Raw genomic sequence first — 24108 nt, 5'->3', positions numbered from 1 at the left:
CTAGAATTACCAATAAACTAAATCATAATGCGAGTTAACAAGTATATTGCACTTAATTTTGGCGTGTCTCGGCGTACTGCCGATAGTTTAGTCGAACAAGAGCGAGTGATGGTAAACGGCTCGAGAGTACGAGTCGGTCAAGACGTAACAGACCTAGACATTGTCGAAGTCGATGGTTACAAAAAGTTAGACCAAAAAGCTCCAACAATCTTACTTAATAAGCCAATGGGTTATGTATGCAGCCGCGACGGGCAGGGAAGTCAGACCGTTTATGATCTGTTGCCCGAAACTTACCGTCACCTAAAGATTGCTGGTCGACTCGACAAAGATAGCTCTGGCTTAGTGGTATTGAGTAACAATGGTGATCTAATTCAGAAACTCAGCCACCCTAGCAAGGGCGGTCAAAAGATCTATCAAGTAGAACTCGATAAACCGCTAAGTAAGCAGGCCGAAGCCCAAGTAAAACTGGGGGTTGATATCGGAGATTCACGTCTAAGCAGAATGATAATTACAGGCAAGGGAAGGGCATGGGAGGTTAAGCTTAGCGAAGGCCGCAACCGCCAGATTCGGCGTACTTTTGATAAACTTGGTTACACCGTAGTCTCGCTGCATCGAACTCAGTTAGCAGGCTATAACCTGGTCGAGATTCCGCTGGCCGGCTGGAAAATACTTACGGACTAACGTCGCTACAGTCAAGTATCTGTTGATTAATCGGATCGTGACAATCAAAAGCGTGCATTTGTTTGGGGAATTCAATATGAAGTATCGTCGACTCAAGCAAATAGGCAGCAACTAGCAGTATTATGTCTTCAGGGGTCGTGGATTCTATAAAACGTTTTATAGCAAATCTAGCTGGGTCTGTGCCAGCCATACTCGCTCGGGCAAGAAGTTGACTGCACCAGCGTATAGATCTTTTGACTTTTCTCGGAGATAAATCATATCAATATGTTCGTATAGAAAAGGCCTAGGATTATTAAAGTGTTTGACTACCCAAAGTCAGACAATTTAGAAGAAGTGAGAGGGAATGGCCGCTGTGGTGCCCGTAACGCGTTGGCGAGACGGGCACCACAGTTGGTCAGATGGATGGCGTCGGCGACAGATCCATCTCGGGTGCTCCGTGGCCGAACGACCGCCCGCGCGACGCAGGCTTGGTGGCCTGATCGTGCGCTGCCAGCACCGTCCTCTGGGTGTCTCGATCGACACCGAGCCTTATCAGCTCGGCCTCCAGCTTACTCCTTCTCACTCTGATTCACCTCCTACTATCCTAGGCTATAAGATACTATAACATCAGCTCCTTCATATGCCAAGTCTGGGCAATAAGCTCTGGTAACTAAACTGCGGTAACACGCGTTATCGTCGGAGTCATCTGCAGAGGGAGGATTATTCCCAAAGGTAACAGCACTAGCCCAATTACTCGCCCAAAACTTAAACGGTAGTTTTGTATCTGTATGAAGCTCAATGTCACTAAGTGCGCAGGCGCCAATCCTAAAGGCTGGCATACCAAACTCCATAGCGGTATGTAAATATCTCTTGCCGTTCGCTATATTGGTAATGAGCTTATTTATAACTAAACCGTTGAGCTTTAGCACAAATAATATCGGCAGAATCCTAAGGTTTTCAAAAACATTGTCTGCACTGCTTTGAGAAAACATATAATCTCTAATCAGTTCATCTAGTGTAGTATCGATCAGGCCTTCTTTTTTATGCACTTGTGGTGACCGAAACTCCAGTAAAAGTGTGTCAATTAGATCATCCAAGAAGTAGCCGCCATCCTGACGACAAGCGAACTGGCTTTTTTCTAATGTAGACGTGACTAAATCAATAACAAAGCCCCTGGTCGCATCCCGCGGGTCTTGCATTACTTTGGCATCATTGAGAACACGTTTTAAGGTCTGATCGTCTGGTAAGGCCTGGAGGAGTTCACTTACTAAATATGTTAGTTGGAGCGACGCAGAAGTTTCGATTCCTAAGAAGCTTGACTCTAGACCTTTGAGATATTTGTTAGCATAAGACAAAACACCGTACTGCTCATCAAGAAATCGGCTTGATGCACCTACTATTAGTCCCATACGATAATTCGGATCAACCTGCACCCATCTCCCGTTTTTTAATCGAACAATCGCCGCCGCATGATAACCGCGCCCAGCTGCAGATTCGAGTTTTTTTGCGTAGTCGCTTGCTATAGTGTCCAATCTTTCGCGTAAATCTGCCGATACAACTATTTGTCCTTCGGCCGATGCGGCCTTAATTTGATCGACAATCTTCATATGGTTCAACCTAGCAAATTCCAGAGCAGTCCGCATAACACCTGCGTGCATAACAGGTGCACCGGCTTTATCGAAGAAGGCGGTTACCAAGATTGATTTACCCAGACAGGTCGGTATTTGCATATTATCTGGATATTTTCCGATGAACTTAGGGCTAATCTTGATCGGGTGATAAGGTTGAATATCGCCATCTTCTTCGCAATCAACTTCCCAGCCATCATCGATTAAATCGCCTAGCCTGACATATTCGATTTGTGGTTGGTCGCCAGGTTCTTGAGTAATTGTAACTGGTTCAGACAAAGTAATTTCAGGTAGGTCAACAATCTGAATGCCAACATCGGCAAGATAGTTGTTACTTTCGCGCTCAACCGCCTCACTAAGCTCAACTACAAGACTACCGATTTCTTCATCTCTGCGGGTGTCGTGTATCGAGTTAACTCTATTTTCAAGCCAAGTGATGATCTCGAGTTGCTCTGCAAGAGAGTCTGTACTCGCAAATCTTTCGGCTTTTTCGGACGCGTCATCACCAAGACAATCAAACATTTCTTCGAGTAGTTGTTGACCAAATGCTTCGATTGCAGCCTGTATAGCTGGCTGGCTTTCACCAAGCTGCGTGTTCGGCTCTTTAGCTAAGTCAGTATAGTTTGTACCGTCGTATATCAATCTGCCCCCAAAACGATAAAGCTCGTCTGCTCGCGTGGTATCTAAAATCGCTCTTAAGTTCCAGACTGGTATTGGCTCGATTGGTCGATCTTGTGCTTTGGCGATTTTATCGGCCAAACTATCTGTATCCGAGATGCACAAACCTACCGCTACATCAAACAAGCTCTGAAAACTCGGTGCAACACCTTCGGCAGAACTTAACTCATCTTTAGACATTTCAATATTATACAATCATGTTAATTGATTTACAATAAATACCACCTCTGTTATACTATTGGTCAGTTATGTCTAAGAAAAAAACACCCATCGTCGCGATAGTCGGTCGAGCCAATGTAGGTAAGAGCTCGTTGTTTAATGTGCTTATTCGACGTAAAGAGGCCATCGTTGCCCGCGAAGCCGGTACAACACGTGATTCTGTTACGGCCAAATTAAGCATCGCCGACAAAGATTTTTGGCTAGTCGACACTGCCGGACTCAAGCGTGCCGAAGATGATTTCGAAGCCACCATTCAGGAACAAATCGAAGAAGCCGTCCTAGCAGCCGACCTGATTATGGTAGTTATCGAGGCCCAAACCGGTATCACCGAAGAAGACCGCCGGGTGGCCACCCAAGCGCTCAAGAGCAAAAAGCCTGTATGCCTACTCGTCAACAAGCACGATAAATTCCGACGCGGGCAAAGTGCCGATTACCAGAGATTAGGCATAAAAGATATTTTCTTAACTAGCGCTACAACAAAGTCGGGTATTTTCGAATTAGAGGAATACCTGTACCGATCACTCCCTAAAAGCACAATCGCTTACGACCCACACCAGATTAGGGTAGCTCTTTTGGGTCGACCAAATGTTGGCAAAAGTGCTTTGTTTAACGCCCTCATAAAAAAGCAACAAGCTGTAGTGAGTGCTCGAGCCGGTACCACTCGAGATGTCAACCGACACCAAGTAAAATTCATGCAGAAAAATATCGAACTACTGGATACTGCCGGTATCCGCCGCAGCGGGAAGATCGAGAAGGGGATTGAACAGTTTAGTGTTCTCCGTAGTCTGGCGGCTATCGAGGAGGCTGATATCTGCTTACTACTGACTGATATCAATGAGGTCGGCGTAGTGCTCGATCAAAAAATTGCCGGACTGATTAAAGAGGCCGGCAAAGGGCTAGTTTTAGTTGTTAGTAAATGGGATCTCGCCGAAAAAGATACCCATACTCATGGCCAGATAAGTGGCCAAGTTCGCGGAATATTCGACTTCGTACCCTGGGCTGGGCTAATTTTCACTAGTAGTGTAACTGGTCAAAATGTCAGTAAAATATTTGAGCTTGTCTTGGAAATCGACCAACACCGCAAACAGCGACTCAAAACCAGCCAGCTCAACCAGTGGTTAACCCGCGTTAAGCTCAAGCACCCACCAGCCGGACTCAAAAATACTCATCCCAAACTAAATTACGTCACCCAGTTAGAGGGCTTGCCGCCGGCATTTAAGTTCTTTGGTAAAGACATGAAATTCTTGCACTGGAGCTACAAACGCTACCTCGAGAAGTCGATGCGCGAAGAATTTGGTTTCGATGGTACATCGGTCAAGCTACTTTTCGTCGAAAAGACTTCCGAAAACCCCTACATAAATAAGTAGTTTTAGATCCTTAACTTTCTAGTTTGGATTTCCATGAGTTTTCCGCGGATAATCTGGTTCAACGCTTCAAGTAATCTTGAGTCTTCACCGTCGAGATCACGATACCCATAGCCATTTTCAGACAAAGCCGAAATTTCGCAACCACCAATCTCAGAATAGTCGATATGAATCCATGGTCGTAATTGACTTCGTTCAACTCCATATTGTTCTGGGTCGATAGTTTTATAAACTGTCATCCGGCAAAAACAAATACCATTATCGGCCATAAAAACACCTTCATTTACTATATAGTTTGCAACCGACACACTGCTGCCATTAGGTAAAGCTTCTTCTTTGCGATAGACAACATCTAGAACTTCGACTTCGCTCGCTTGCTGACCAACATGACGTAATACTTGTCGTCTTGTTGGCACCCTCAACATTTGCTTAAGTTTTAAGTCCTTGAACTTGGCAACTCGGTCTTGGCCAGACGGATCAGAATTGATCCTGCGTAACGCTTCTGCGAGCAAATTCTGTTGACCAACTTGTGCAGGAATCTTTTCTAAAATCTTGGAAATGATTTCTATTAAATCGATGATCTGATCAATACTCAGATTTTCCAGGTCATCGATGACAGAATATAGAAGGCCAGCTAGCTCTCGTGTGGAATAGCTAGCCATATCCATGACTGCCTCAGATGCAGCAACGATATGGCACGCACCTTCTTGTCCACCCTTAATGCTCGTTAGTAGCGGCAAGAATACTTTTCTACCACTGTCGAGCGAATCATACGCTAAACCAAAATGAATCTGACTTGTTCCAAAGTCTTGGTCTAATAATTGTTTGCGAGCTCGTCTTTTCTTTGGTAGATCAACCCAGGCAACAAGGCTATTGTTGTCGAAATGTTTGATTAGGCCAACTCTTCTGTCTTGGTTGGTTTGTTGAGCTTCAACACGATAGTTGGTCCAGGTTAAATCACGTACATCTTCTGCAACATCGTCGACATGTGGAAATTTACCGCTGTCGCATGTCAGAATTTCCACCAAACGCCTGCGCGCCTTGACGGCTTCGAGATCACAGAAAACTCCCTCAATATCAATTAAAGCTCCGAATCTGCTACCTCTGACTTGATTAGGCGTACCTTGGCCACCTATGTCGCCACGCCCATCAACCTCTACGGCATCATTTAATAATGCCCGTCTTCGAGCAGTCCTTTCACGTAAATTCTCAGGTACTACCTCTTCGTACCTGATTAGTTTTTCAGTCCTATTCATTAGCAATATTATACTATATATATAGCTTCTGTGCAAAGCACATAAGTCACTTCGCTTGAGTCGCATCAGAAATATTTACGAATCACTTTAAACTTGGTGAGAACTGGCTCAGGTAAGGCAGGGCTAGGTAATTCGATTTTCGGCGGACTGTCTAGCCTTGGCAGATAAACCGATGTAAGATAAGCCTATGAGCGACCAGCAACAATATCGAGACCAACACGCCCGAGTTATGCGTAAGTTCGACGAACTTCGACGAGCACTAGAGCGCTACAAGCACGAGCCAATGCCCGATCCAGTCGAGGATGAGCTACGGCGTGATATGCAAGCTTTTAACCGCGAAATCAACGAACTCATCGAAGAAAACCGTGAATTCCGGCATGAACTCGAGCACCAATGAGTTGGAGTATAGTTATATAATCGATTATATAATCTAAGCCAGAGCGGATAATTTACGCTATACTAAGCTACCTATGGCACTATTTGTAAAAAAGACCGAAGAAGAAACAGAAGTGGCAATGATCTACACCACTGGTTTTGGGCGCACGCGAGTTTTTGTTGGCCTTGGCAACCCAGGCGCAGAACATTCTGGCAATCGGCACAATGTCGGTTTTATGGTCCTCGATAGGTTCGCTGCCAGCAGCAATCTACAGTGGACCGAAAAGAAAGATCTAAAATGTGTATTAGCCAGTGGTGACATTGGTGGCACTCGAACAATCTTAGTCAAACCAACAACTTACATGAACAATAGTGGAGAGGCTGTGCATGCGGTACTTAACTTTTTTAAGCTTAACCCCGAGGAAATGGTTGTCGTCTACGACGAAGTCGACATCAATTTTGGTAAACTCCAGATTAAGCAAGCCGGGGGAGCTGCCGGCCACAATGGGCTTAAATCGTTACTCCAGCACAACCAGGACAGCTTTACACGCATCCGTGTGGGCATTGGCCCAAAAACCCCAGCTCAAATCGATTTAGCCGATTTTGTGCTCCAAAACTTTGCTACCGATCAACTAGAAAAGCTTAAGATGATTATCAACGAGGCAGCCAGCATCTTGGGCGAGGCAACGGCCACCAACCTAAGCCCGCAGACAATTAGTGTAGCCTAGTCGCTAAATCCGTAATCGCGTAAATACTTTGTCGAGAACATAGTCGAGCTAGGATCGAGGTAAGCAGTTTTGTAGATTTTTGTAGCCAAATCGATACCTAAGTAACGTATATGCCAGGGCTCGTGCACATAACCAGTTAGATCTTCTTTTGCTTCTGGATAGCTGATAACAAATCCGTACCGATACGCATATTTTTCGAGTAAGCCATAGAGTAGCCGATTGTCATCGATATTAAATGGCTCGGCTCCTACGGTGTTGATATCAACAGTTGTGCCAAGTTGATGCTCGGAATGGCCTGGTAGGGCCGAAAAAGTATTTGCCTGGATACGTGCCTCTGCCTGACTCAGGCCATCTCGTTCCATAAGTATTTTGACCCAGCGGTTGAAAGTTGACTGCTGGTTTGCAAAAGAACGATAGCTAGAGGTCAGTTCGACTTTTACACCTTCTGCCTCTAGAAAGTCGATCAGTTCGAGCAGTGCATCGGCCGCATCTTTGACTAATCTGCTCGAGCCATAGCTGGCAATTACTTGGACTTCTGGCTGATAACTTTCTGGCAGGGAATGTTGTTTATCGACCGCAGCTAAGAAGCATGAAGGTTTACATTTGAACACGCCTAGGTCTGTATTGTATACCACCTTGTCGACCTCTGGGTAGGTTGATTCGGCTTCTTTGTTATCTGTCTGTGCCGACTGAACCGTCTGGCTAGTCTTGCTCGGCGTTTGCTGATCGCTATTTATGGCTGTTTGTTGTAGGGCAGTGGAATCGTCTGCACTCAAATATAAGCCTGCAGCGGCAGCGGTGCCGACCAAAAATATGCCAAGCATAACGACGTATATTCTATGATGACTCAAGATAGGTTCATCTTAACACCCTTATGCAACCCAGACAACGGAGCTAGGAATAACACTAAAAGCTTTGGTTAGTTAGCCGGTATGACCTCAGTCGAACAGGCTAGGGTGGTCTTCGAGGCTTACCTGATTGGCCACCGCCAAGCTGGCTGGTCGTCGCCGTCTGGCAATCTCCACCGGCACATCAAGTACTTCACTCATAGCCGCTTGATACAAACCACCAGGAGTTCCTTTTTGACTATGCATCTCTTTATTCTTAACGAAGATTACATGACGAGTGTGGAGTGCCGAATGGCTGTAACATGCCATACAAGCCGAACATGCTCCACGATGCTTAACTCGACTAATGTCGACTTCTCGTGCTTCTGCTCTTGCATTTGCTTGTTCAATTTTGAGTTCAACATAGTCAGGAACTGTTAGGCTCAGAAAACTTCGACTGCCATCGCGCCTTTTTTTGCCGTACGGGTATAGCTCAGGGCAGTACAATAAATCTGGATACGAATATGGCATATGGCCATCGCTGTCGATGCTGGCTTCGACAAGCTGGGTAACGTCTAGGTCTGGAACGCCCAAACCTGCCATCTTCTCGGCTAGTGTGCGCCCGTGGTGATAATCTTGGCCTAAAAATGCCAACCTGACAGATCGATGATATTCTCGATATACCTCGGCTGCCCGCTCGAGGTTATCGGGGTCGACACTTAAAAAAACGCGTAAATTAGGGGCTTTTATTAGCTCAGGCACAACATTTAAGTCGGGTTGATATACTCTCGTATAGATCGCCCCCATAACCGTTGGGTTCTCATTAAAGGCAGCGGCAATTGCCCGGGCGTAGTCGCGGCTAAAAATATCGCCAGCCCAATGCCAGCGGAAGATTCGCTTGTCTGCTGGCACGCCCATTCGCTCGCATCGAAGATTGTAGCCATTGAGGATAGCCGAGCAAGTCGCGCGCATCTGTTCGAAACTGGCGGCCTTAAGTTGCTCGTAATTACGGCGCATGCTGTTGCCAGTTCCGCTGAAAGTGCGTTCGGCTTCGATTGAATAGCAGTCGTTTGCACAAAATTCTGTTGCCCCAGAGCAACTATGTTCGGGCCCAGACGCCAGTCCAAACGCCGCACCGAGACGGTCAATGTCAAACCTTTCTGCTTCTTCGCGTCCACGTCTAGTAAAGGTCCGGTAATTGCACAGTGGCGAAATCTTGCGATTTGTACTTGGATAAACACCTGGGAGGATTAAATCCTTGTCAGAGTCGGTTTTCGGAACTGGTTTGTATCTTTCGCCCATATCGGAACTATTCTGGACAAACCGTAACATTAACGCAAGCACAACCAGTAAAAATTTTACAAAGCAAAACCCCCGCCATCATCGATGTGGCGGGGGGGTGGCGGCGGCATACCGCCCTAGCCGTGAGAGCCAGTTTCGAGACTAGTTCCACCGGAGACCCCAGCGTTGCCGAAGACTCGAGCGTTGCCGCAGACTCGAGCGTTGTCGGAGATTCGAGCGTTGCCGGAGACTCGAGCTTCACCGGAGACCTCAGCGTTGCCGCAGACCAAAGCGTTGCCGAAGACTCGAGCGTTGCCGAAGACTCGAGCGTTGCCGCAGACCAAAGCGTTGCCGAAGACTCGAGCGTTGCCGAAGACCATCGCAAACGGGCCGACATAGGCCGTTTCGTCCACATAAGGCTTCGACTCATCGCCCTCCGACTGCTCGGCCGGCACCCAGCCACCACCATTTCGGTGGCGCTTGAGCAGCTGGCCCTTATAAACCATCGTCTGGCTCAGAAAGCTCTCAGTCACGACAACTCCCTCCCACTTGCCGACCGCGCTATCGGCCAACGAAGATTCACTCGAAGGCTTGCCTTCGAGCAAGGCCTGAAGATGCACAGCCGCAACACGCGAGTCGAGACCGCCGTTGCCAATCCGCTTGAGCATCTCTGCCAGCGTGCTTAACAACCGCGGATCAACTTGTAGATCCGAAAGATTCTGGGTCATTACTGACCCTCCCTTGCTACCAAATACTCCAATGAGGCTTTCCCATCAGGAGTCTCAACGTGAATTGAGAATAGCCCACATATTGTACCATATTGTTGCATGATTACAAATGTTTTAAGGTTTAGCCGATGGCATAGAAAGCAAAACTGGTTAGTAGTAACTATTGGTTATCAAATTGCACATAATTATCAATTACTCTGGTAAATATCAGAAACCTGTTGCTAGAGTTAGATTAAACATAAAAAGAGCCTGCAGAGGGGGTGGGCACCGCTGCAGGCTCTTTACATGACCCGAAAGCTTCGGGCCAATCTATACACCCTTCAACCCACCTTGAAGGCTCCTACGGTTGTTACTTTCTCGCAAGAGTAACAAAGGGCCCACCAGAAGGCTTGTACGTTTCCACCAAACTCAATCAAAACGAGTGGGGAAGCGTGGTTAAAGGGATTAGTTTGACTTAGAACGCTCCTGGTCAAACCAGAAGCCAAGTATGTGGAGGGTAGCAACATAATGGCACGCTCTAAATCAACCTAACAAATGTTAGAATGGGGGTATAAGGTACTATAAATAGTAAATTAACTATTTACCGCGCTAGTTTAGCACATAGTTGCGTTATAGTCAAGCCTTATTAAATAAAATATTATGATTGTCAAAAAGCTTACGCTTGCAGATTTTCCCAAAAGGCTCAGCCAGCTGGCAGATCCACCAGAACTGCTATACGCGCGTGGTCAATTCGATTTTACCAAGCCAACCCTTGCAGTCATCGGCAGCCGTAGTCCATCGACCTATGGAAAAACTGTCACCGAGCAACTTATCAGTTCGATCAGAGGTTACGAAATCAATATCATTAGCGGCCTAGCCCTCGGGGTCGACGGGCTTGCTTGTCGGGCCGGTCTTGATGTTGGCCTGGCTGTTGGGGCAGTGCTACCATGCGGTATCGAAACAATTTACCCACGCACAAATCAGAAGCTAGGCGAAAACATTATTAGCAGCAACGGCATACTTATTAGTGAGTACCCAGGCACTACACTGCCTCAAAAATATCAGTTTATCGCACGTAATCGGATTGTGGCCGCACTGGCCGATGCCGTGTTGATTGTTGAGGCGGCGGCTAATAGCGGGAGTCTGCACACCGCTAGTTTTGCACTCGATCTTGGCACCGAGGTTTTAGCCGTACCTGGTCCGATAAATAGCCAGTTATCTGTTGGAACCAATATGCTGATAAAACAAGGTGCTCGTATGATTACCTCGGGCGCAGATATACTCGATGCACTCAAGATCTCGCCTCGGCAGAAACAACAGCCGAGACTAGTCTTTGAAAGTCCCGAAGAAGAAAAGATTTATAAAGCCTTGAGTGCACAGCCACTTGCAACCGAAAACCTTCAGCTAAATACAAACCTAGAACCCATCGCTCTACAGCAAGCCCTGACGCTCATGGAGATCCGCGGCGAAATAGTATGCGTCGCCGGTATTTGGAGCCTTAGGTAGGCCATTGCCTGGCTGCTAGTTTTGACAATCGAGTGTTCGGTGCTAGTATAGCCAGCGAATGATTTTTAACATAAGCAACAAGTTAACAGAGGCGAACTCGTGAAGTTAGTTATCGTCGAGTCGCCGGCCAAGGCCAAAACAATCGAGAAGTATCTTGGTGCAGGCTATAAAGTTATGAGCTCTGTCGGGCATATTCGCGACTTGCCTAGTAAAGGCATGAATATCGATATCGAAGGCGATTTTACCCCCAAATACGAAATCAACCCCGATAAAAAGAAAGTGGTTGCCGAACTCAAAAAGGCAGTTAAGTCTGCCGACGAAGTTATTCTAGCCAGCGACGAAGACCGTGAAGGTGAGGCAATCGCCTGGCATTTATGCCACGCATTGGGTTTGCAGCCAGCCACTACCAAACGAATCGTCTTTCATGAGATCACCAAGCCGGCCATCGAAGCAGCAATTGCCAGCCCGCGTACGGTTGATCAAAAACTGGTTGACGCCCAACAAGCTCGCCGTGTACTCGATAGGGTAGTCGGTTACGAGCTTAGCCCGATTCTCTGGAAAAAGGTCCAGACCGGGTTGAGCGCTGGACGTGTTCAATCGGTAGCTGTCAAACTGATTGTTGAGCGCGAACAAGAAATAGAGGCCTTCGAGGCCGATTCCAATTTTAGACTTGTTGCCGAGTTTAGTGCAGGTGATGCGAGCTTGCCAGCCGAGTTAAACAAAAAACTCCCAAATCATACTAGTGCTCGAGAGTTTCTGCTGGCGTGCCAAAATCGAAGCTTTAAAGTTGGCCAAATATCTGAGAAACCTGGCTCCAAAAACCCTGGGGCTCCATTTACTACCAGTACGCTCCAGCAAGAGGCTTCACGTCGTTTAGGCTATAGCGTTCGCCAGACTATGCAACTCGCCCAGAGACTATACGAAGCCGGCCATATCACCTATATGCGCACCGATAGTACAAATTTAAGTAAGCAGGCTATGGCAGCCGCCGCGAGCTATATCGAGCAAACATACGGTAAAGACTATGTCGATGTAAAAAATTTTAAAACCAAGAATAGCAGCGCTCAGGAAGCACACGAAGCAATTAGGCCGACTAACTTTACCAACGAAGTAGCCGGTGCCGACGAACAGCAAAAGAAAATTTATAACCTTATCTGGCGCCGGGCGCTGGCCAGTCAGATGGCCAAAGCCAAAACAATTCGCACAGAGCTGACCATACCAGTAGAAACTAGGCCAGAGTACTTTGTGGCAAAAGGCGAGGTCTTGGTGTTCGACGGATTTATGCGTGCCTACGGTGGCGCCAAAGACGACGTAATTTTGCCGCATATTAGCGAAGGCGACTCGCTAGCCCTAAACTGGGTCGAAGCTCGCCAAACATATGCAAAACCGCCAGCAAGATATTCTGAAGCAAGTTTGGTCAGGAAGCTAGAAGAGTTAGGGATCGGTCGACCGAGCACCTACGCCCCAACTATCAGCACAATTCAAGACCGCGGCTATATCGAAAAAGCCGATATTGCGCCGAAACAAAGGCAAGTCGAGTTAATCCGGTTAGAAAATAACATGATCACCGAAACTGAGGAATCGGAGAATTACGCTGGAGACAGCAATAAACTACTACCGACACCACTGGCAAATATGGTAACGACTTTTCTGAGCGATCATTTTTCTCAGATCATGGACTATTCATTTACGTCTAGTGTCGAAGCACATTTCGATGAAATTGCCGACGGCAAACTCATCTGGAACAACTACCTAAAAGATTTTTATCAAGACTTCCACCCAAGCATTTTAAAAGCCCAGGACGTTAGTCGGGCCGAAGTTAGTAACATGCGTGAACTAGGTGTCGATCCCAAAGACGGCAAAAAAATCTTTGCCCGAATGGGCCGGTTTGGACCAATGTTGCAAAAGGGCAGGGCCGAAGACCAAGAAGAAAAGCCCGAATTCGCACCTATGCCTAAGGAAGCCCAGATAACCACCATTACACTCGAGCAAGCCCTAGAGATGTTCAAGCTGCCACGCATCCTTGGCCAAGACGATAATGGCGAAGAGATTAAGGCCAACATCGGTCGTTTCGGACCCTATGTCCAAGCTGGCAAGTTATATGCAAGTATCAAAGGTCACGACCCTCACACGATCAGCTTGGAGGAAGCCAAACAGTTAATTGCCGACAAACTAGCAGCCGAAGCCAAGAAGGTGATTGCCGACTGGGGTAAAGTTAAGATTCTTCGTGGGCCATACGGACCGTATATCACTGACGGCAAGAAGAACGCTCGGATTGCTAAAGACAAGAAACCCGAAGATATTTCCGAAACCGAAGCCACCAAACTACTTGCCGAGGCCAAACCTGGCCGCAAACGACGCCCAATCAAGAAAAAATAATATTTGTCGACCATGTGTTTTTTACAATGTGTCTAAAGTGTTGTTAGGCTAAATACAATTATGTGTTGACTGCCAATGTGTGGTAAAATAGATATTATTACGAAATGTATTGATTTATTAACAAACTAGTTTTATAATATGGTATTATTTATTAAATGACTGCCATTATTAGGAGTTTTATGGAAGAAACCAGCCCAGCAGCCACCCCTCAACAACTTAACATCGAAGCAGTAGTTAAGGATATTTTAGGCACTATCGAACGCGAACGCGAACGCGAGATTATCGCTCGCCGTTTCGGGCTATTTGACCGTAAAGAAACTTTAGAGCAAATTGGCGAATTATTAGGTATAACTCGCGAACGCGTCCGCCAGCTCGAAAAGGCAGTGGTTGCAAAACTAAAAGCTGCCGAGAACAATCTGCCACACATGTCAGAAATCAGTCAGACATTAACACACTTTATAAAAGACTTGGGCAATGCAAGTAAGATTAGCGACTTAACAGCTAAGTTAACCAAAGATAACTCCAAGATAGACCAAGCCAGAGTCGCTTTCTTGGCAAAGTTAACTCCAGAATTAGCAGTGGTAGACGAAGATGATAACCACTATCTAGGCGCCGGCTTACTTGAACACCACGACGAAAAAGCCATGAAAGGCCATATTGCAGAACTAGTAAAGACCATCAAAGAACATGGTGAACCAACAGATTCGAAGACGATTCACGCAAAGTACAACTCGAAACTTTCGCACGAAGATCACGTAGCTGGCCTCGCATCGCTAAGTAAGCAGCTTTCAACCCTCAATGGTTTATGGGGCTTAACCAAATGGCCAACTGTAAACCCAAAGAATATTCGCGACAAAATTTATCTGATTCTTCAGGAAGACGGAAAACCGATGCACTTCTCGGAAATCAGCAAAGCAATCAAGTCTAGCGACTTCAAGCGTAAAGATGTAACTACCCAAGCGATCCACAACGAATTAATCAAGGATAAACGGTTCGTGTTGATCGGCCGAGGTATCTACGCATTAAGCGAGTGGGGTTACAACAAGGGTACTGTAGCCGATGTAATTACTAAGATTTTGCGTAAAAATGGCGAACCTATGCACCGTGATGAAATTATCAAGCAGGTACTTAAACAGCGCCAGGTAAAAGAAACGACTATTCTCTTGAACTTGCAGGGCAAACCACAGTTCAAACGAGTCGCTAAAGCCACCTATACTTTAGCCGAAAAAGCCTAGACAAAAACTGCTTTAGGCAGAAACTAGTAGACAGCTTCTAACATGCTGATTCTTGAGTTATAATATGCTTATGTGTTTACACCTTCAAAAAAGTGCAGGGAAGTCTTTGTGATGGAAGAGGGTGTACTACTGTTACTCGAGGTACCACGAGCCAACGATAAAAAAGAGTTAGCTGCCGAACAGATGTTTGCAGCCCTACATGGAATCTTACGTCCGCGCAAACGCTGGGGTGGGGCAGAAGAACAAGAGCACATCAGTTTCGAGATTGCCGCAATCGATAAACGGATTCGCTTTTATGTCTGGACACCTCGGTCACTCCAGAGTTTTGTCGAAGGCCAAATTTATGCGCAGTATCCATCTGTTCAGATCCAAGAACTAGAGCAAGACTATGCGGGTCGTCAACTACAGCAAACCGTAGTTCATAGTACTGAACTCGTCTTAACCGATAACGAAACTATTCCAATTAAAACCTTTCCGAGTTTCGAAGTCGATCCGTTGGCAGCAATGACTGCCACTCTAGCCAAGCTCGACGACCCCAACGAAGAAATGTGGATCCAGATTATCGCAAGGCCGATCCAGGATGATTGGCATAAACGTGGCGCTAAAATGATTGAGAAAATCAAGGGTGGGGGAGGCTCTGGGTTTGGTACAAATATTGCCCAGATACTAGGCGCGCCAATGAAGGTTCCTGAATATAGCCAAAAGCCCGGCGGCGAGAAGCAACTTAGCGAGCGTGATCGCGGCCGAGTTAGTGCTATCGAGACAAAGAGCACAAAGCTTGGCTATCAGGTTAAGGTTAGGATTATCTATGCTGGCAATAACGAAATTACAGCTCGTTTACGCTTACAAGCGATGGTTGGCACGTTTAAGCAGTTTAATACCACCAACTTAAACGGGTTTACGAGTAAACGCACTAGCTACGATCCTGAGGTCGTACAAAGTTATGCCGCTCGCGAATTTAAAGATAACGGCTACATCTTAAATATCGAGGAAGTCGCTAGTTTATATCATTTACCGCACACAAGTGTCGAAACACCCAATATTGATTGGGCAAACAGTAAAACCGCCGAGCCACCGGCAAATCTACCATCTCAGGGCAAACACCACGATAGTGCGATTAGCTTGTTTGGTGTCACTAATTTTCGCGGGCACAACGAGATTTTTGGCGCCCTCAGATCTGACCGAGGACGACATATCTACATCTTAGGCCAAACCGGTACAGGCAAGAGTGGACTACTTGAGCTACTAGCGCTGAGTGATGTGTTTTACGATCAGGGTTACGCGATTATCGATCCCCATGGCGATTTTGCCGTTAATAATATGCGGTTTATCCCTGAGCACCGTATTAAAGATGTTGTTTACTTTAACCCCGCCGATGCGAGCTATCCGATCGGGTTCAACCCATTAGAGGTTTACGATAATACCCAGAAAGGGATGATCAGCTCAGAGCTTGTAGGAGTTATGAAGCGTATGTTCGACTCCTGGGGACCACGACTTGAGTATATATTGCGCTATACATTACTCGCTTTGCTCGATTATCCCAATTCGACCATGCTCGATATTACACGCATGTTGACAGACAAATTCTTTAGAAGAGATGTTATTGATCATATTCAAGATATAGTGGTTAAGAATTTCTGGGTAACAGAGTTTGCGAGTTGGAACGAAAAATATGCGACCGAGGCGGTCGCCCCAGTCTTAAACAAAGTTGGCGCATTCACAGCCAATCCAATGATCCGCAATATAATTGGACAGCCGAAAGGTAGCTTTAACATCCGTAAAATTATGGATGAAGGCAAGATACTGATTATGAACCTATCTCGCGGCCTGATCGGTGAAGATAACGCCGCCATTTTAGGAGCAATGATGGTTACTAAAGTCCAGTTAGCAGCCATGAGCCGTGCCGATATTCCTCGCATCGAAGACCGACGCCCATTCTACTTATACGTCGACGAATTTCAGAACTTTGCCACCGATAGCTTTGCGGTAATCTTAAGCGAAGCTCGCAAATACGGCCTCAACCTGACCGTGGCAAACCAGTATATATCTCAGATGAGTGATGTTGTACGCGGAGCAGTTTTTGGAAACGTTGGTACGATGGTCTCATTTCGAGTCAGCCCAGACGATGCTCCTTTCCTAGAAAAGTATTACACGCCACAATTTACAGCCCAAGACATTATCCAGCTGGCGAATCGTAGTTTTGTTACAACCATGACTATTGGCGGCGAAAAAGCACCAGCGTTTAGTGGACGAACATTAGTAATCCCCGAGACTCAAAATGATTTTAGTAGTGCGATTATCGAACACTCTAGGCAGACATACGCTAAGCCGGTATCAGAAGTCGAAGAAATGGTCACACAGAGCCAACAGGCGGCCACAACAGACGATTCAAAACCTGTACAAAATACGAACACGAACACCAATACGAAGCACATTACTCCAAAAACCGATCAACCAAACAACGGCAAACTTAGTACAGCAAAACTGGCGATTAATAACGTTCTGGGTCTAGGTCTAGGTGATTCTAAAGCAGTCAATGGCAACGACGATGCTAGGGTAGTAAAACCAAAAAGAAAACGCAAGCGCAGCCGTTCAAAAAACAAGAAAACCGAATCATCGATTAACCGTACAAATAGCGAACATCAACAAATTAATAATAATGCCCAAAAAAATCAAAAAAACGACGTGCTCCAAGAAAATCAGGAAATAAGCATACGCTAGCAGCAGGGCGGTCGAAAAATTTTAAATTTTACACGCAACAATAGTAACAAAACCAAAGCGGTAAAAATGCATAGGGGACAATATTCACAAATTGTATTTACGTCGCACAATGTATATTTTACGACTTAATATTGTACATAATAGATGATTAACTATACATCCTCTAACAGGGGAGTTTTGGCATATTAGCCATGTATGATTCCTTTTTGTTCGTCACGTTAATAATATGCTGCTATCGTCCACTAGGATCTTGATTTAAGTACTGTTCGGCATATTCAGAACCAAACGTAGAGCCTGCGTGAAACATTTCATACCGTTGTATATTTAATCACCATATTTGACAATTTTAAGTATTTCTGCCCTATTCCCCCTTTTTTGATGTTTTGACTTTTCCACAGTTTGATATTATTTTATGTTTTTTTGAATATATTATTCACCTGTACAAAAAGCGAACATATGACTACTTCATGGCGAAAGAGAAGGTGGAGTGGCTACCTATCGATATACGACTCGGCCTACGATTCTTGCATCTACTGTACGGTATTTACCACCTAGCTCTTTATCTCTTTCAAATACTATCGCTCCAGCTGCTTGCTGCAAAAGACTATCGTCATTTACAAATACATACTTGGTGCCAGTTTGACTTATCATGACTACTTCCGTAGGATTCTGGTTTATCTGATATTTCGCCGGCATAACACTTTCGAGCTCACTCCCCTGCTCTTCCAGAAATTTATTTAGCTGCATAAGCCTATTTAGCTCATCCAGGCTGAATATCGACTGGTCGTTTTCGAGCTGATCGACTTTATATAGAGTATCCTCAATCAGAGGTAAACTAGCCTGGTCAATTAAAACGTCCCCTCTTAGCTCTACCGCCTTCCCTGCTGATGTTAAAAAGTATCGGTTACTTGCTTGCTTGTAGATGGCTACAATTTTTATCAGATCAACCACAATCTCTGGCCGAGCGCCATATGGACTTATCGCCAGCCTTGCATCCTCAACTTCTGGTAGAGTTTTTAGCTTGTTAATCAACTCTGTTCTTGGCGCGAATGGCTTGAGCCGGTATTGTAGCTTCGACTCGAGCACTTCAGTCGCGATACTGCGAACATTCTTGCTGACAGTTTGTATTGTCGCTTGACTAAATTGACTCGACTCGACAGACACAACAGGATTTGTCGATAATCTTAGGCCAATAATTAACGCCACGACAATCATGATAAGAAGCACACCGGCCTCAAAACGTACAGTTAGCTGATGACGCTTTAAAGAACGCTGACGCTTTTTAACAGCATCAAGTCCAGACTGCCAATTAACATTGAATGCCACCGGCTTAATTGCAAAGGCTCTCCGCGCTTTAGGCTTTTTCATCTAGTACCTCAAACACTGCTTCGACGGTTCTGTGGGTCGAATCAAACACCGCTAATTGCCGAGCATTGTCGGCTAACCGTTGCCGAAGTTCGTGATCGGTTAAGATTAGGTTCAATTTTGTTAGTAAGTCACGCGCATCAAGCATTCTGCCGTAGTCTTTGACTATCATAGTAGCATCAGCTTTTATGAAACTGTTGGCGTTTTGGGTCTGGTGACCACCCGGCAACAGATCGTTCGGGACAATTATGCTCGGTTTACCAGCGGCGGCTATTTCTGCAAGTGCGGTCGCGCCGGCTCGGCTAACAATAATTTGTGCTCCCCGCAGAAGGTTCGGCATATCATGGCTAAATTCTACGATAATTAAGCGTTGTCTGAGTTTACTCTCTAGATTGCTCGCATCGGCCAAGGTTGGCTGATAGTATTTCTTGCCAGTTAGCAGGACTATCTGAGATTTTTCAGCTAATTCCGGCATAATCTCTAGTATTGCCTGATTTAAGTTGCGCGCTCCCCCACCACCTCCAGTTACCAAAATAAAATCTTTAGAAGTAATCCCGTACTGCTGTTTAATCGCCTCAACTTCCTGGGCGCTTATTTTAGACTGGTAAACTACACTGATTGGCACACCGACATACCGCCAATTTGGTTGCAAACTAGTTGGCTTTACGCCAAACAGACGTAGTTTAGCCGTAGCGCGGACAGGTCGATGAGCCAACCCACTGGTAGCATCTGAATCATGAGTAATCACTGGTATTCTCAGAATCCGAGCCGCCAGACACACAGGTAAGGCTGGGTAGCCACCTTTGCTAAATACTAACGCCGGACGCTTAAATAAAAGTAGGCTAATTGCTTGGATACAACCAATGCTCAGACCAAAAATATCCCGAAGATTATACAGATAAGACTTCCATAGTTTACGTTTCTGCCAGCCAGAAAAGCCTTCATAGCGCCTTAATTTGCCGCTAAGTATCCGATGATAGTTGTTAACCAGGTCAGATTCGACAAGCATTTTAGAAGCAATTTTATCGCCAAAAGCACCAATATAACTTAACTGCAGATCGGGTCGTTGGAGCTTAATTTCCTGGGCGATTGTAGCGAGTGGCGTAACGTGTCCGCCTGACCCGCCTCCTGCCAGGAGTATTGTCTTCTGTTTTTTCATAGCTATATACAGTATACGCGGAAATCTGCAAGATTATACCCGTTGCAAACATTACCAGCATCAGACTTGATCCACCATAGCTGACAAAAGGCAAAGTAATCCCCTTTAGTGGCAAAAGGCCAATCATCGCCCCAATATTCATTGCCGACTGCAGACTAAACCATGTAAGTATGCCTACCGCAATTAGCCTGAGTAGCAGCTCCGAACGTTGCGCGATGATATAAATTGATTTAAACAGACGATAATATAAGGCCAAAAGCAACAGACTACCTATAAACCCAATGATTTCCGCATAGACTGCAAATATTGAGTCGTTACTAGCCTCTGGTAAATAACCATAGACCTGAACCGATTTACCTATACCACGCCCAAACAGACCTCCCGAGCCAACTCCAATTACTGCCTGACAAGCATGATAGCCGGCATCGGAGCAGTCGGCCTGAGGATTTAGGAATGTATTTAAACGATCGCGACGATACGGCGTCGATAATATAAACACACTAGCTAGTAATGAGGCTATCAGGACTCCCATGCCAAACAGTTTTAAACTAAAACCACCTACGAAGAGCATCAGCATCACAACTGCTGCAATCACAAACCAAGAACCGAAGTCGCGCTGTAAGATAACCACCAAAAAAGTTGCACCAACTAGTGCGTAGAGCAACTGGCTGACCGGCCGCCAGCTAGAGGTAAAATTGTTATTTTGTCGAGCTTGTAGGATAAAAGCTGCCCCACCCAATATCATCGCTAGCTTAATCACCTCTACCGGTTGGAACGAAAAGAAACCAATCTGTATCCATCGACTCGCGATACCATCGATCGCGATAGTTATCAGGCTTAAAGCCGCTCCGGCCGCCAGAAGCCAAGGACTAAGTCGAATCCACGACTTAATTGGTACTTTCCAGGCGATATATAAACTAGCAAAACCAATTAATATCGAAGCAAAGTGTCGATAGAAATAGAAGTTTCGTGATATTCCGTCTGTTCCGGCGGTAACCGCTGGTCCGATAGCATACTGAATCACTAAGCCAATTACCAACAATATTAGCGTAGTGACGAAAATTGATCGATCTGCTTGGTGTCGACGCGAACTCGGACCAGGCCATACCCACCAGTCACGATTCATTATTTTGCCTGAACCAGCTTCATTAAAGTTTGTATCCAAGTAAGAAAATTATAAAGCCGGTGGTCGCAGAAATCTGAGATATCACCCAATAGCGCATGGTAACTTTTGCTGCTGGCCAACCTGCTGCCTGAAAATGATTGTGCAGTGGTGAAATCAGGAATATCTTTTTGCCGTGTCTTAGTTTTTTAGATATTACTTGAATAATCACCGAACCACTTGATACCACCAAAGGCAACCCTATGATTGGCAATAGTACAACCGTATCTGTAAAGAACGCCACAACGCTCAATGCCAAGGTTAAAGCCATTATGCCAGTTTCGCTCATAAAGAATCGTGCCGGCGGTATGTTGAACCATAAAAACGCGAGTAAGCCGCCCACGATAACCATACAGAATGTAGCTAGGTCAAATCGAAACTGCATAAATGAAATTAAGCCGTAAGTTGTAAAGATGATCGCCATAACCCCGCCAGATAGTCCATCAACACCATCAATTACCCCACCCGAGTACGTCGCAGCCATGATTATTACGAATAATGGGATAATCAGCCAGCCAAGCTGCAAATCCCCCGAAAACGGAATATAAATCGATTCATAGCCTAATTTACTAAAGAACCACCAACCACAGAATAGACCAACAAGCGCTACAAAACCTATCCTGACTCTCAATGGAATACCACCACCAACGTACTTACCCAATAAACCTTGGGTGGCTTTTATTTTGCCAACAACGGCTAGGTCGTCTATTACGCCAATAATGAAACCGCCAACAAGTGCTGTAAGCGGAAGGAGCGTCTGGGCTCGACTTAAGAAATCTAGCTCGAATGTCCACTGACTATCGATTGCCTTCGATAAGATCCAAAATACGATGGTCGTAAATAATACCGCCAGAACAACAATCATACCACCCATCCGGGGTACTTTGCGGGCTTCGTCGTTATGTAGTTTCTGAGTTAATGGAGCTGCCCTACCATCAACAGAACGAGACACACTTTTCTTTTTCCAGAGCTCGTACTTGAACATGTACTTTGTAACAAGTGGGGTTACCAAGATACCTGCGGCAAAAGCTACGATTGTTGGAATTAGTAATTTGACGATGTCAAAGCGTGTAATTTGATTAAAGAAACTGATTTGCTGATCTAATGAACTCATGGCTGCTATTGTATCACCTTTAGTCGACTTTGCCGGTGTTAATCATACCTTTAACAACGTCTTTCCAGACCGGTGCGGCTGCATCGGTTCCCGCAAATCGCACATCAGGTCGATCGATTGTCACAACTATTACGTAAGTTTTATCAGATGATTTTATGTAGCCTGCAAATGTACCAGTGTACTGATCATCGTAGTATCCACCATCTGGGTTAGCTATCTGACCAGTGCCTGTTTTGCCTGATATCTCTAGGCCAGCGTATTGGACATCACCATATTTATGGACACCCATGCGTCGCATTAATTCACGCAACTGCTCAATTGCCGACGGGCTCAGTACGCTAGACTGAGCAACGACAGGTGTAGTCTGGGTTTGGCCAATCGCAGAAACTATGTACGGCTTCATGCGTGTACCGCCATTAAATATGCTCGAATAGGCCGTGGCGAGCTGAATCGGTGTAACTGTTAGCCCCTGGCCAAATGTCATATTGCCATAACGAATATTTAGCCCATAGCCTTCGTTTGGGCCAAAAATCTGACCACTGGCTTCATTTTGCAACTCGACCCCTGTAAGTTTACTCAAGCCAAAGTGGTTAACTAAATAGTCATAGTAGGTGGTCCTGGCTTGTTGATTAACTTCCCCACCACCCATAACCTGAAGTAAATGAACCGAACCAGTATTAAGTGAACTGATCAGTATGTCTTCGATTTTGCGTGTTTGGGCGCCATAATCAATCGCATTTCTAATCACCGAACCATCGAGCACAACCTGATCGGGATCGTAGTATTCGTACTCTGTGCCGACAAGCCCCTTGTCTAGTACTGTTGCCGCCACTAGTACTTTCATCACCGAACCCGGTTCGATTGCCGAACTAATTGTGTTATTGGTGAATAAACTAATGTCTTCGACCTGATTATAGGCAGCTGGTGAAAAACTAGGATAGTTAGACATTGCCAATATTGCACCTGTGTCAGCATCCATAACTATTCCGGTGCCACCTCTGGCATTTGTTCTGTCAACCTCATCGGCAACTGCGTGTTCAACAAGTTTCTGAACACCAACATCTATGGTCAGAGTTACATCCTGGCCATCAACTGGGGCAATATCGATATTACTTTCCTCGAAAGCCAGCGGTATACCTCGAGAATCGGTAATCGCCTTGAGTTTGCCTGGTGTACCAGTGAGCTCATTAGCAAGTAACTCTTCTATACCATATTGACCTTGGCCATCAGCATTAACAAAACCCAGCACCTGTGCCGCAAGTGAATCTTCTGCATATGCTCTGACAGATCTTTCCTGAAAATATATACCAGTGAACTCTGCAGCTTGTAGCTGACTCTTCTGTTGATCGTTGAAATCTTTAACCAAGACTACGTACCGACTTCCATCCTCTAGCTGGGCTTTCTGTGAATCCGAAAGGTCTATACCATACTCACTGAGCCGGTTGACTAATCCATTAATATCATCGATAAATTGCGAGTCAGCAAACACTAGCCATCTTCGTTCATTTAAAACTAGCGGAACTCTTTCGCTGCCACTATAAGCATAGATATCACCTCTTTTGGCAGGTATCTCTAGTGATTTTACCTGGCTAGCATCTGCAGCACTACGGTACTCAGAGCCTTTGATAATTTGTAAATAAAATAGCCTAACAACAAATACTGCCCCTAACACAACCAAAAAAAGACCGAATAGTTTTAAGCGGCCATTGGCATTAGCTGTCTGGGTTCGACTGTTCATAGCGCG

The 24108-nt window shown here is 45.6% G+C and carries 17 protein-coding genes and 1 pseudogene; 8 read left to right on the top strand and 10 right to left on the bottom strand.

Annotated features, from left to right (window positions below; genetic code table 11):
* Window positions 1–27: 27 nt before the first annotated feature.
* Entirely contained in the window at window positions 28–681 is a 654-nt protein-coding gene (locus H6798_02595) for an rRNA pseudouridine synthase (protein MCB9821402.1), read from the top strand.
* Between the two features lie 578 nt (window positions 682–1259).
* Here the strand turns inward: H6798_02595 and H6798_02590 are convergent.
* Window positions 1260–3146 (bottom strand): hypothetical protein, encoded by a 1887-nt coding sequence (locus tag H6798_02590; GenBank protein ID MCB9821401.1) that lies wholly within the window; start codon window positions 3144–3146, stop codon window positions 1260–1262.
* Between the two features lie 68 nt (window positions 3147–3214).
* Here H6798_02590 and der point away from each other — a divergent pair, with 68 nt between their 5' ends.
* On the top strand, window positions 3215–4552 hold the full coding sequence (gene der, locus H6798_02585) for a ribosome biogenesis GTPase Der (GenBank protein MCB9821400.1): 1338 nt from the start codon (window positions 3215–3217) through the stop codon (window positions 4550–4552).
* Between the two features lie 2 nt (window positions 4553–4554).
* Here der and H6798_02580 read toward each other — a convergent pair whose 3' ends face one another.
* Window positions 4555–5805, bottom strand: coding sequence for a hypothetical protein (locus tag H6798_02580; GenBank protein ID MCB9821399.1), 1251 nt, complete (start codon window positions 5803–5805; stop codon window positions 4555–4557).
* A 187-nt stretch (window positions 5806–5992) separates the two neighbouring features.
* Between H6798_02580 and H6798_02575 the strand changes: the two genes are divergently transcribed.
* On the top strand, window positions 5993–6202 hold the full coding sequence (locus H6798_02575; protein MCB9821398.1) for a hypothetical protein: 210 nt from the start codon (window positions 5993–5995) through the stop codon (window positions 6200–6202).
* 73 nt (window positions 6203–6275) lie between these two features.
* Entirely contained in the window at window positions 6276–6908 is a 633-nt protein-coding gene (locus H6798_02570; GenBank protein MCB9821397.1) for an aminoacyl-tRNA hydrolase, read from the top strand.
* On the opposite strand, the gene H6798_02565 is transcribed toward H6798_02570, so the two are convergent.
* From H6798_02565 to H6798_02555, 3 genes are all read right to left on the bottom strand, one after another.
* Window positions 6905–7732, bottom strand: a complete 828-nt coding sequence (locus H6798_02565; GenBank protein MCB9821396.1) for a M15 family metallopeptidase — start codon at window positions 7730–7732, stop codon at window positions 6905–6907. The genes H6798_02570 and H6798_02565 overlap by 4 nt on opposite strands.
* Before the next feature lie 114 nt (window positions 7733–7846).
* Window positions 7847–9037: a hypothetical protein gene (locus tag H6798_02560; protein MCB9821395.1), complete on the bottom strand. Its 1191-nt coding sequence runs from the start codon at window positions 9035–9037 to the stop codon at window positions 7847–7849.
* Window positions 9038–9153: 116 nt separating this feature from the next.
* Entirely contained in the window at window positions 9154–9744 is a 591-nt protein-coding gene (locus H6798_02555; protein ID MCB9821394.1) for a hypothetical protein, read from the bottom strand.
* Between the two features lie 639 nt (window positions 9745–10383).
* Here H6798_02555 and dprA point away from each other — a divergent pair.
* The 4 genes and pseudogenes from dprA to H6798_02535 all read left to right on the top strand — a co-directional run bounded on the left by dprA (window position 10384) and on the right by H6798_02535 (window position 17564).
* Window positions 10384–11229 (top strand): DNA-protecting protein DprA, encoded by an 846-nt coding sequence (gene dprA / locus H6798_02550; protein MCB9821393.1) that lies wholly within the window; start codon window positions 10384–10386, stop codon window positions 11227–11229.
* A gap of 105 nt (window positions 11230–11334) precedes the next feature.
* Window positions 11335–13608, top strand: a pseudogene (gene topA / locus H6798_02545) (type I DNA topoisomerase).
* A gap of 179 nt (window positions 13609–13787) precedes the next feature.
* On the top strand, window positions 13788–14843 hold the full coding sequence (locus H6798_02540; GenBank protein MCB9821392.1) for a hypothetical protein: 1056 nt from the start codon (window positions 13788–13790) through the stop codon (window positions 14841–14843).
* Window positions 14844–14915: 72 nt separating this feature from the next.
* A complete protein-coding gene (locus H6798_02535) occupies window positions 14916–17564 on the top strand; it encodes a type IV secretion system DNA-binding domain-containing protein (protein ID MCB9821391.1) in 2649 nt (882 codons plus the stop codon).
* A 495-nt stretch (window positions 17565–18059) separates the two neighbouring features.
* On the opposite strand, the gene H6798_02530 is transcribed toward H6798_02535, so the two are convergent.
* Genes H6798_02530 through H6798_02510 form a run of 5 tightly spaced genes read right to left on the bottom strand, consistent with a single transcriptional unit; the run spans window position 18060 to window position 24102 of the window.
* The gene (locus H6798_02530; protein ID MCB9821390.1) at window positions 18060–18932 is read right to left on the bottom strand and encodes a hypothetical protein; all 873 of its coding nucleotides are present in this window, start codon (window positions 18930–18932) and stop codon (window positions 18060–18062) included.
* Entirely contained in the window at window positions 18919–20088 is a 1170-nt protein-coding gene (locus H6798_02525; protein ID MCB9821389.1) for a glycosyltransferase, read from the bottom strand. Before H6798_02525 ends, H6798_02530 begins: the two co-directional genes overlap by 14 nt.
* Window positions 20003–21253 (bottom strand): cell division protein FtsW, encoded by a 1251-nt coding sequence (locus H6798_02520; protein ID MCB9821388.1) that lies wholly within the window; start codon window positions 21251–21253, stop codon window positions 20003–20005. The genes H6798_02525 and H6798_02520 overlap by 86 nt, the downstream gene beginning before the upstream one ends.
* Window positions 21237–22364 carry a hypothetical protein gene (locus H6798_02515; GenBank protein ID MCB9821387.1) on the bottom strand — a complete coding sequence of 376 codons (1128 nt, stop codon included), beginning with the start codon at window positions 22362–22364 and terminating at the stop codon, window positions 21237–21239. Before H6798_02515 ends, H6798_02520 begins: the two co-directional genes overlap by 17 nt.
* Before the next feature lie 19 nt (window positions 22365–22383).
* Window positions 22384–24102 carry a penicillin-binding protein 2 gene (locus H6798_02510; GenBank protein ID MCB9821386.1) on the bottom strand — a complete coding sequence of 573 codons (1719 nt, stop codon included), beginning with the start codon at window positions 24100–24102 and terminating at the stop codon, window positions 22384–22386.
* Window positions 24103–24108: the final 6 nt, after the last annotated feature.

Source organism: Candidatus Nomurabacteria bacterium, assembly GCA_020631905.1.
Taxonomy (GTDB): Bacteria; Patescibacteriota; Saccharimonadia; order Saccharimonadales; family VXPC01; genus JACKGQ01.
The sequence above is the reverse complement of the archived record's forward strand: the minus strand, read 5'-3'. Positions and strand labels throughout refer to the sequence as shown.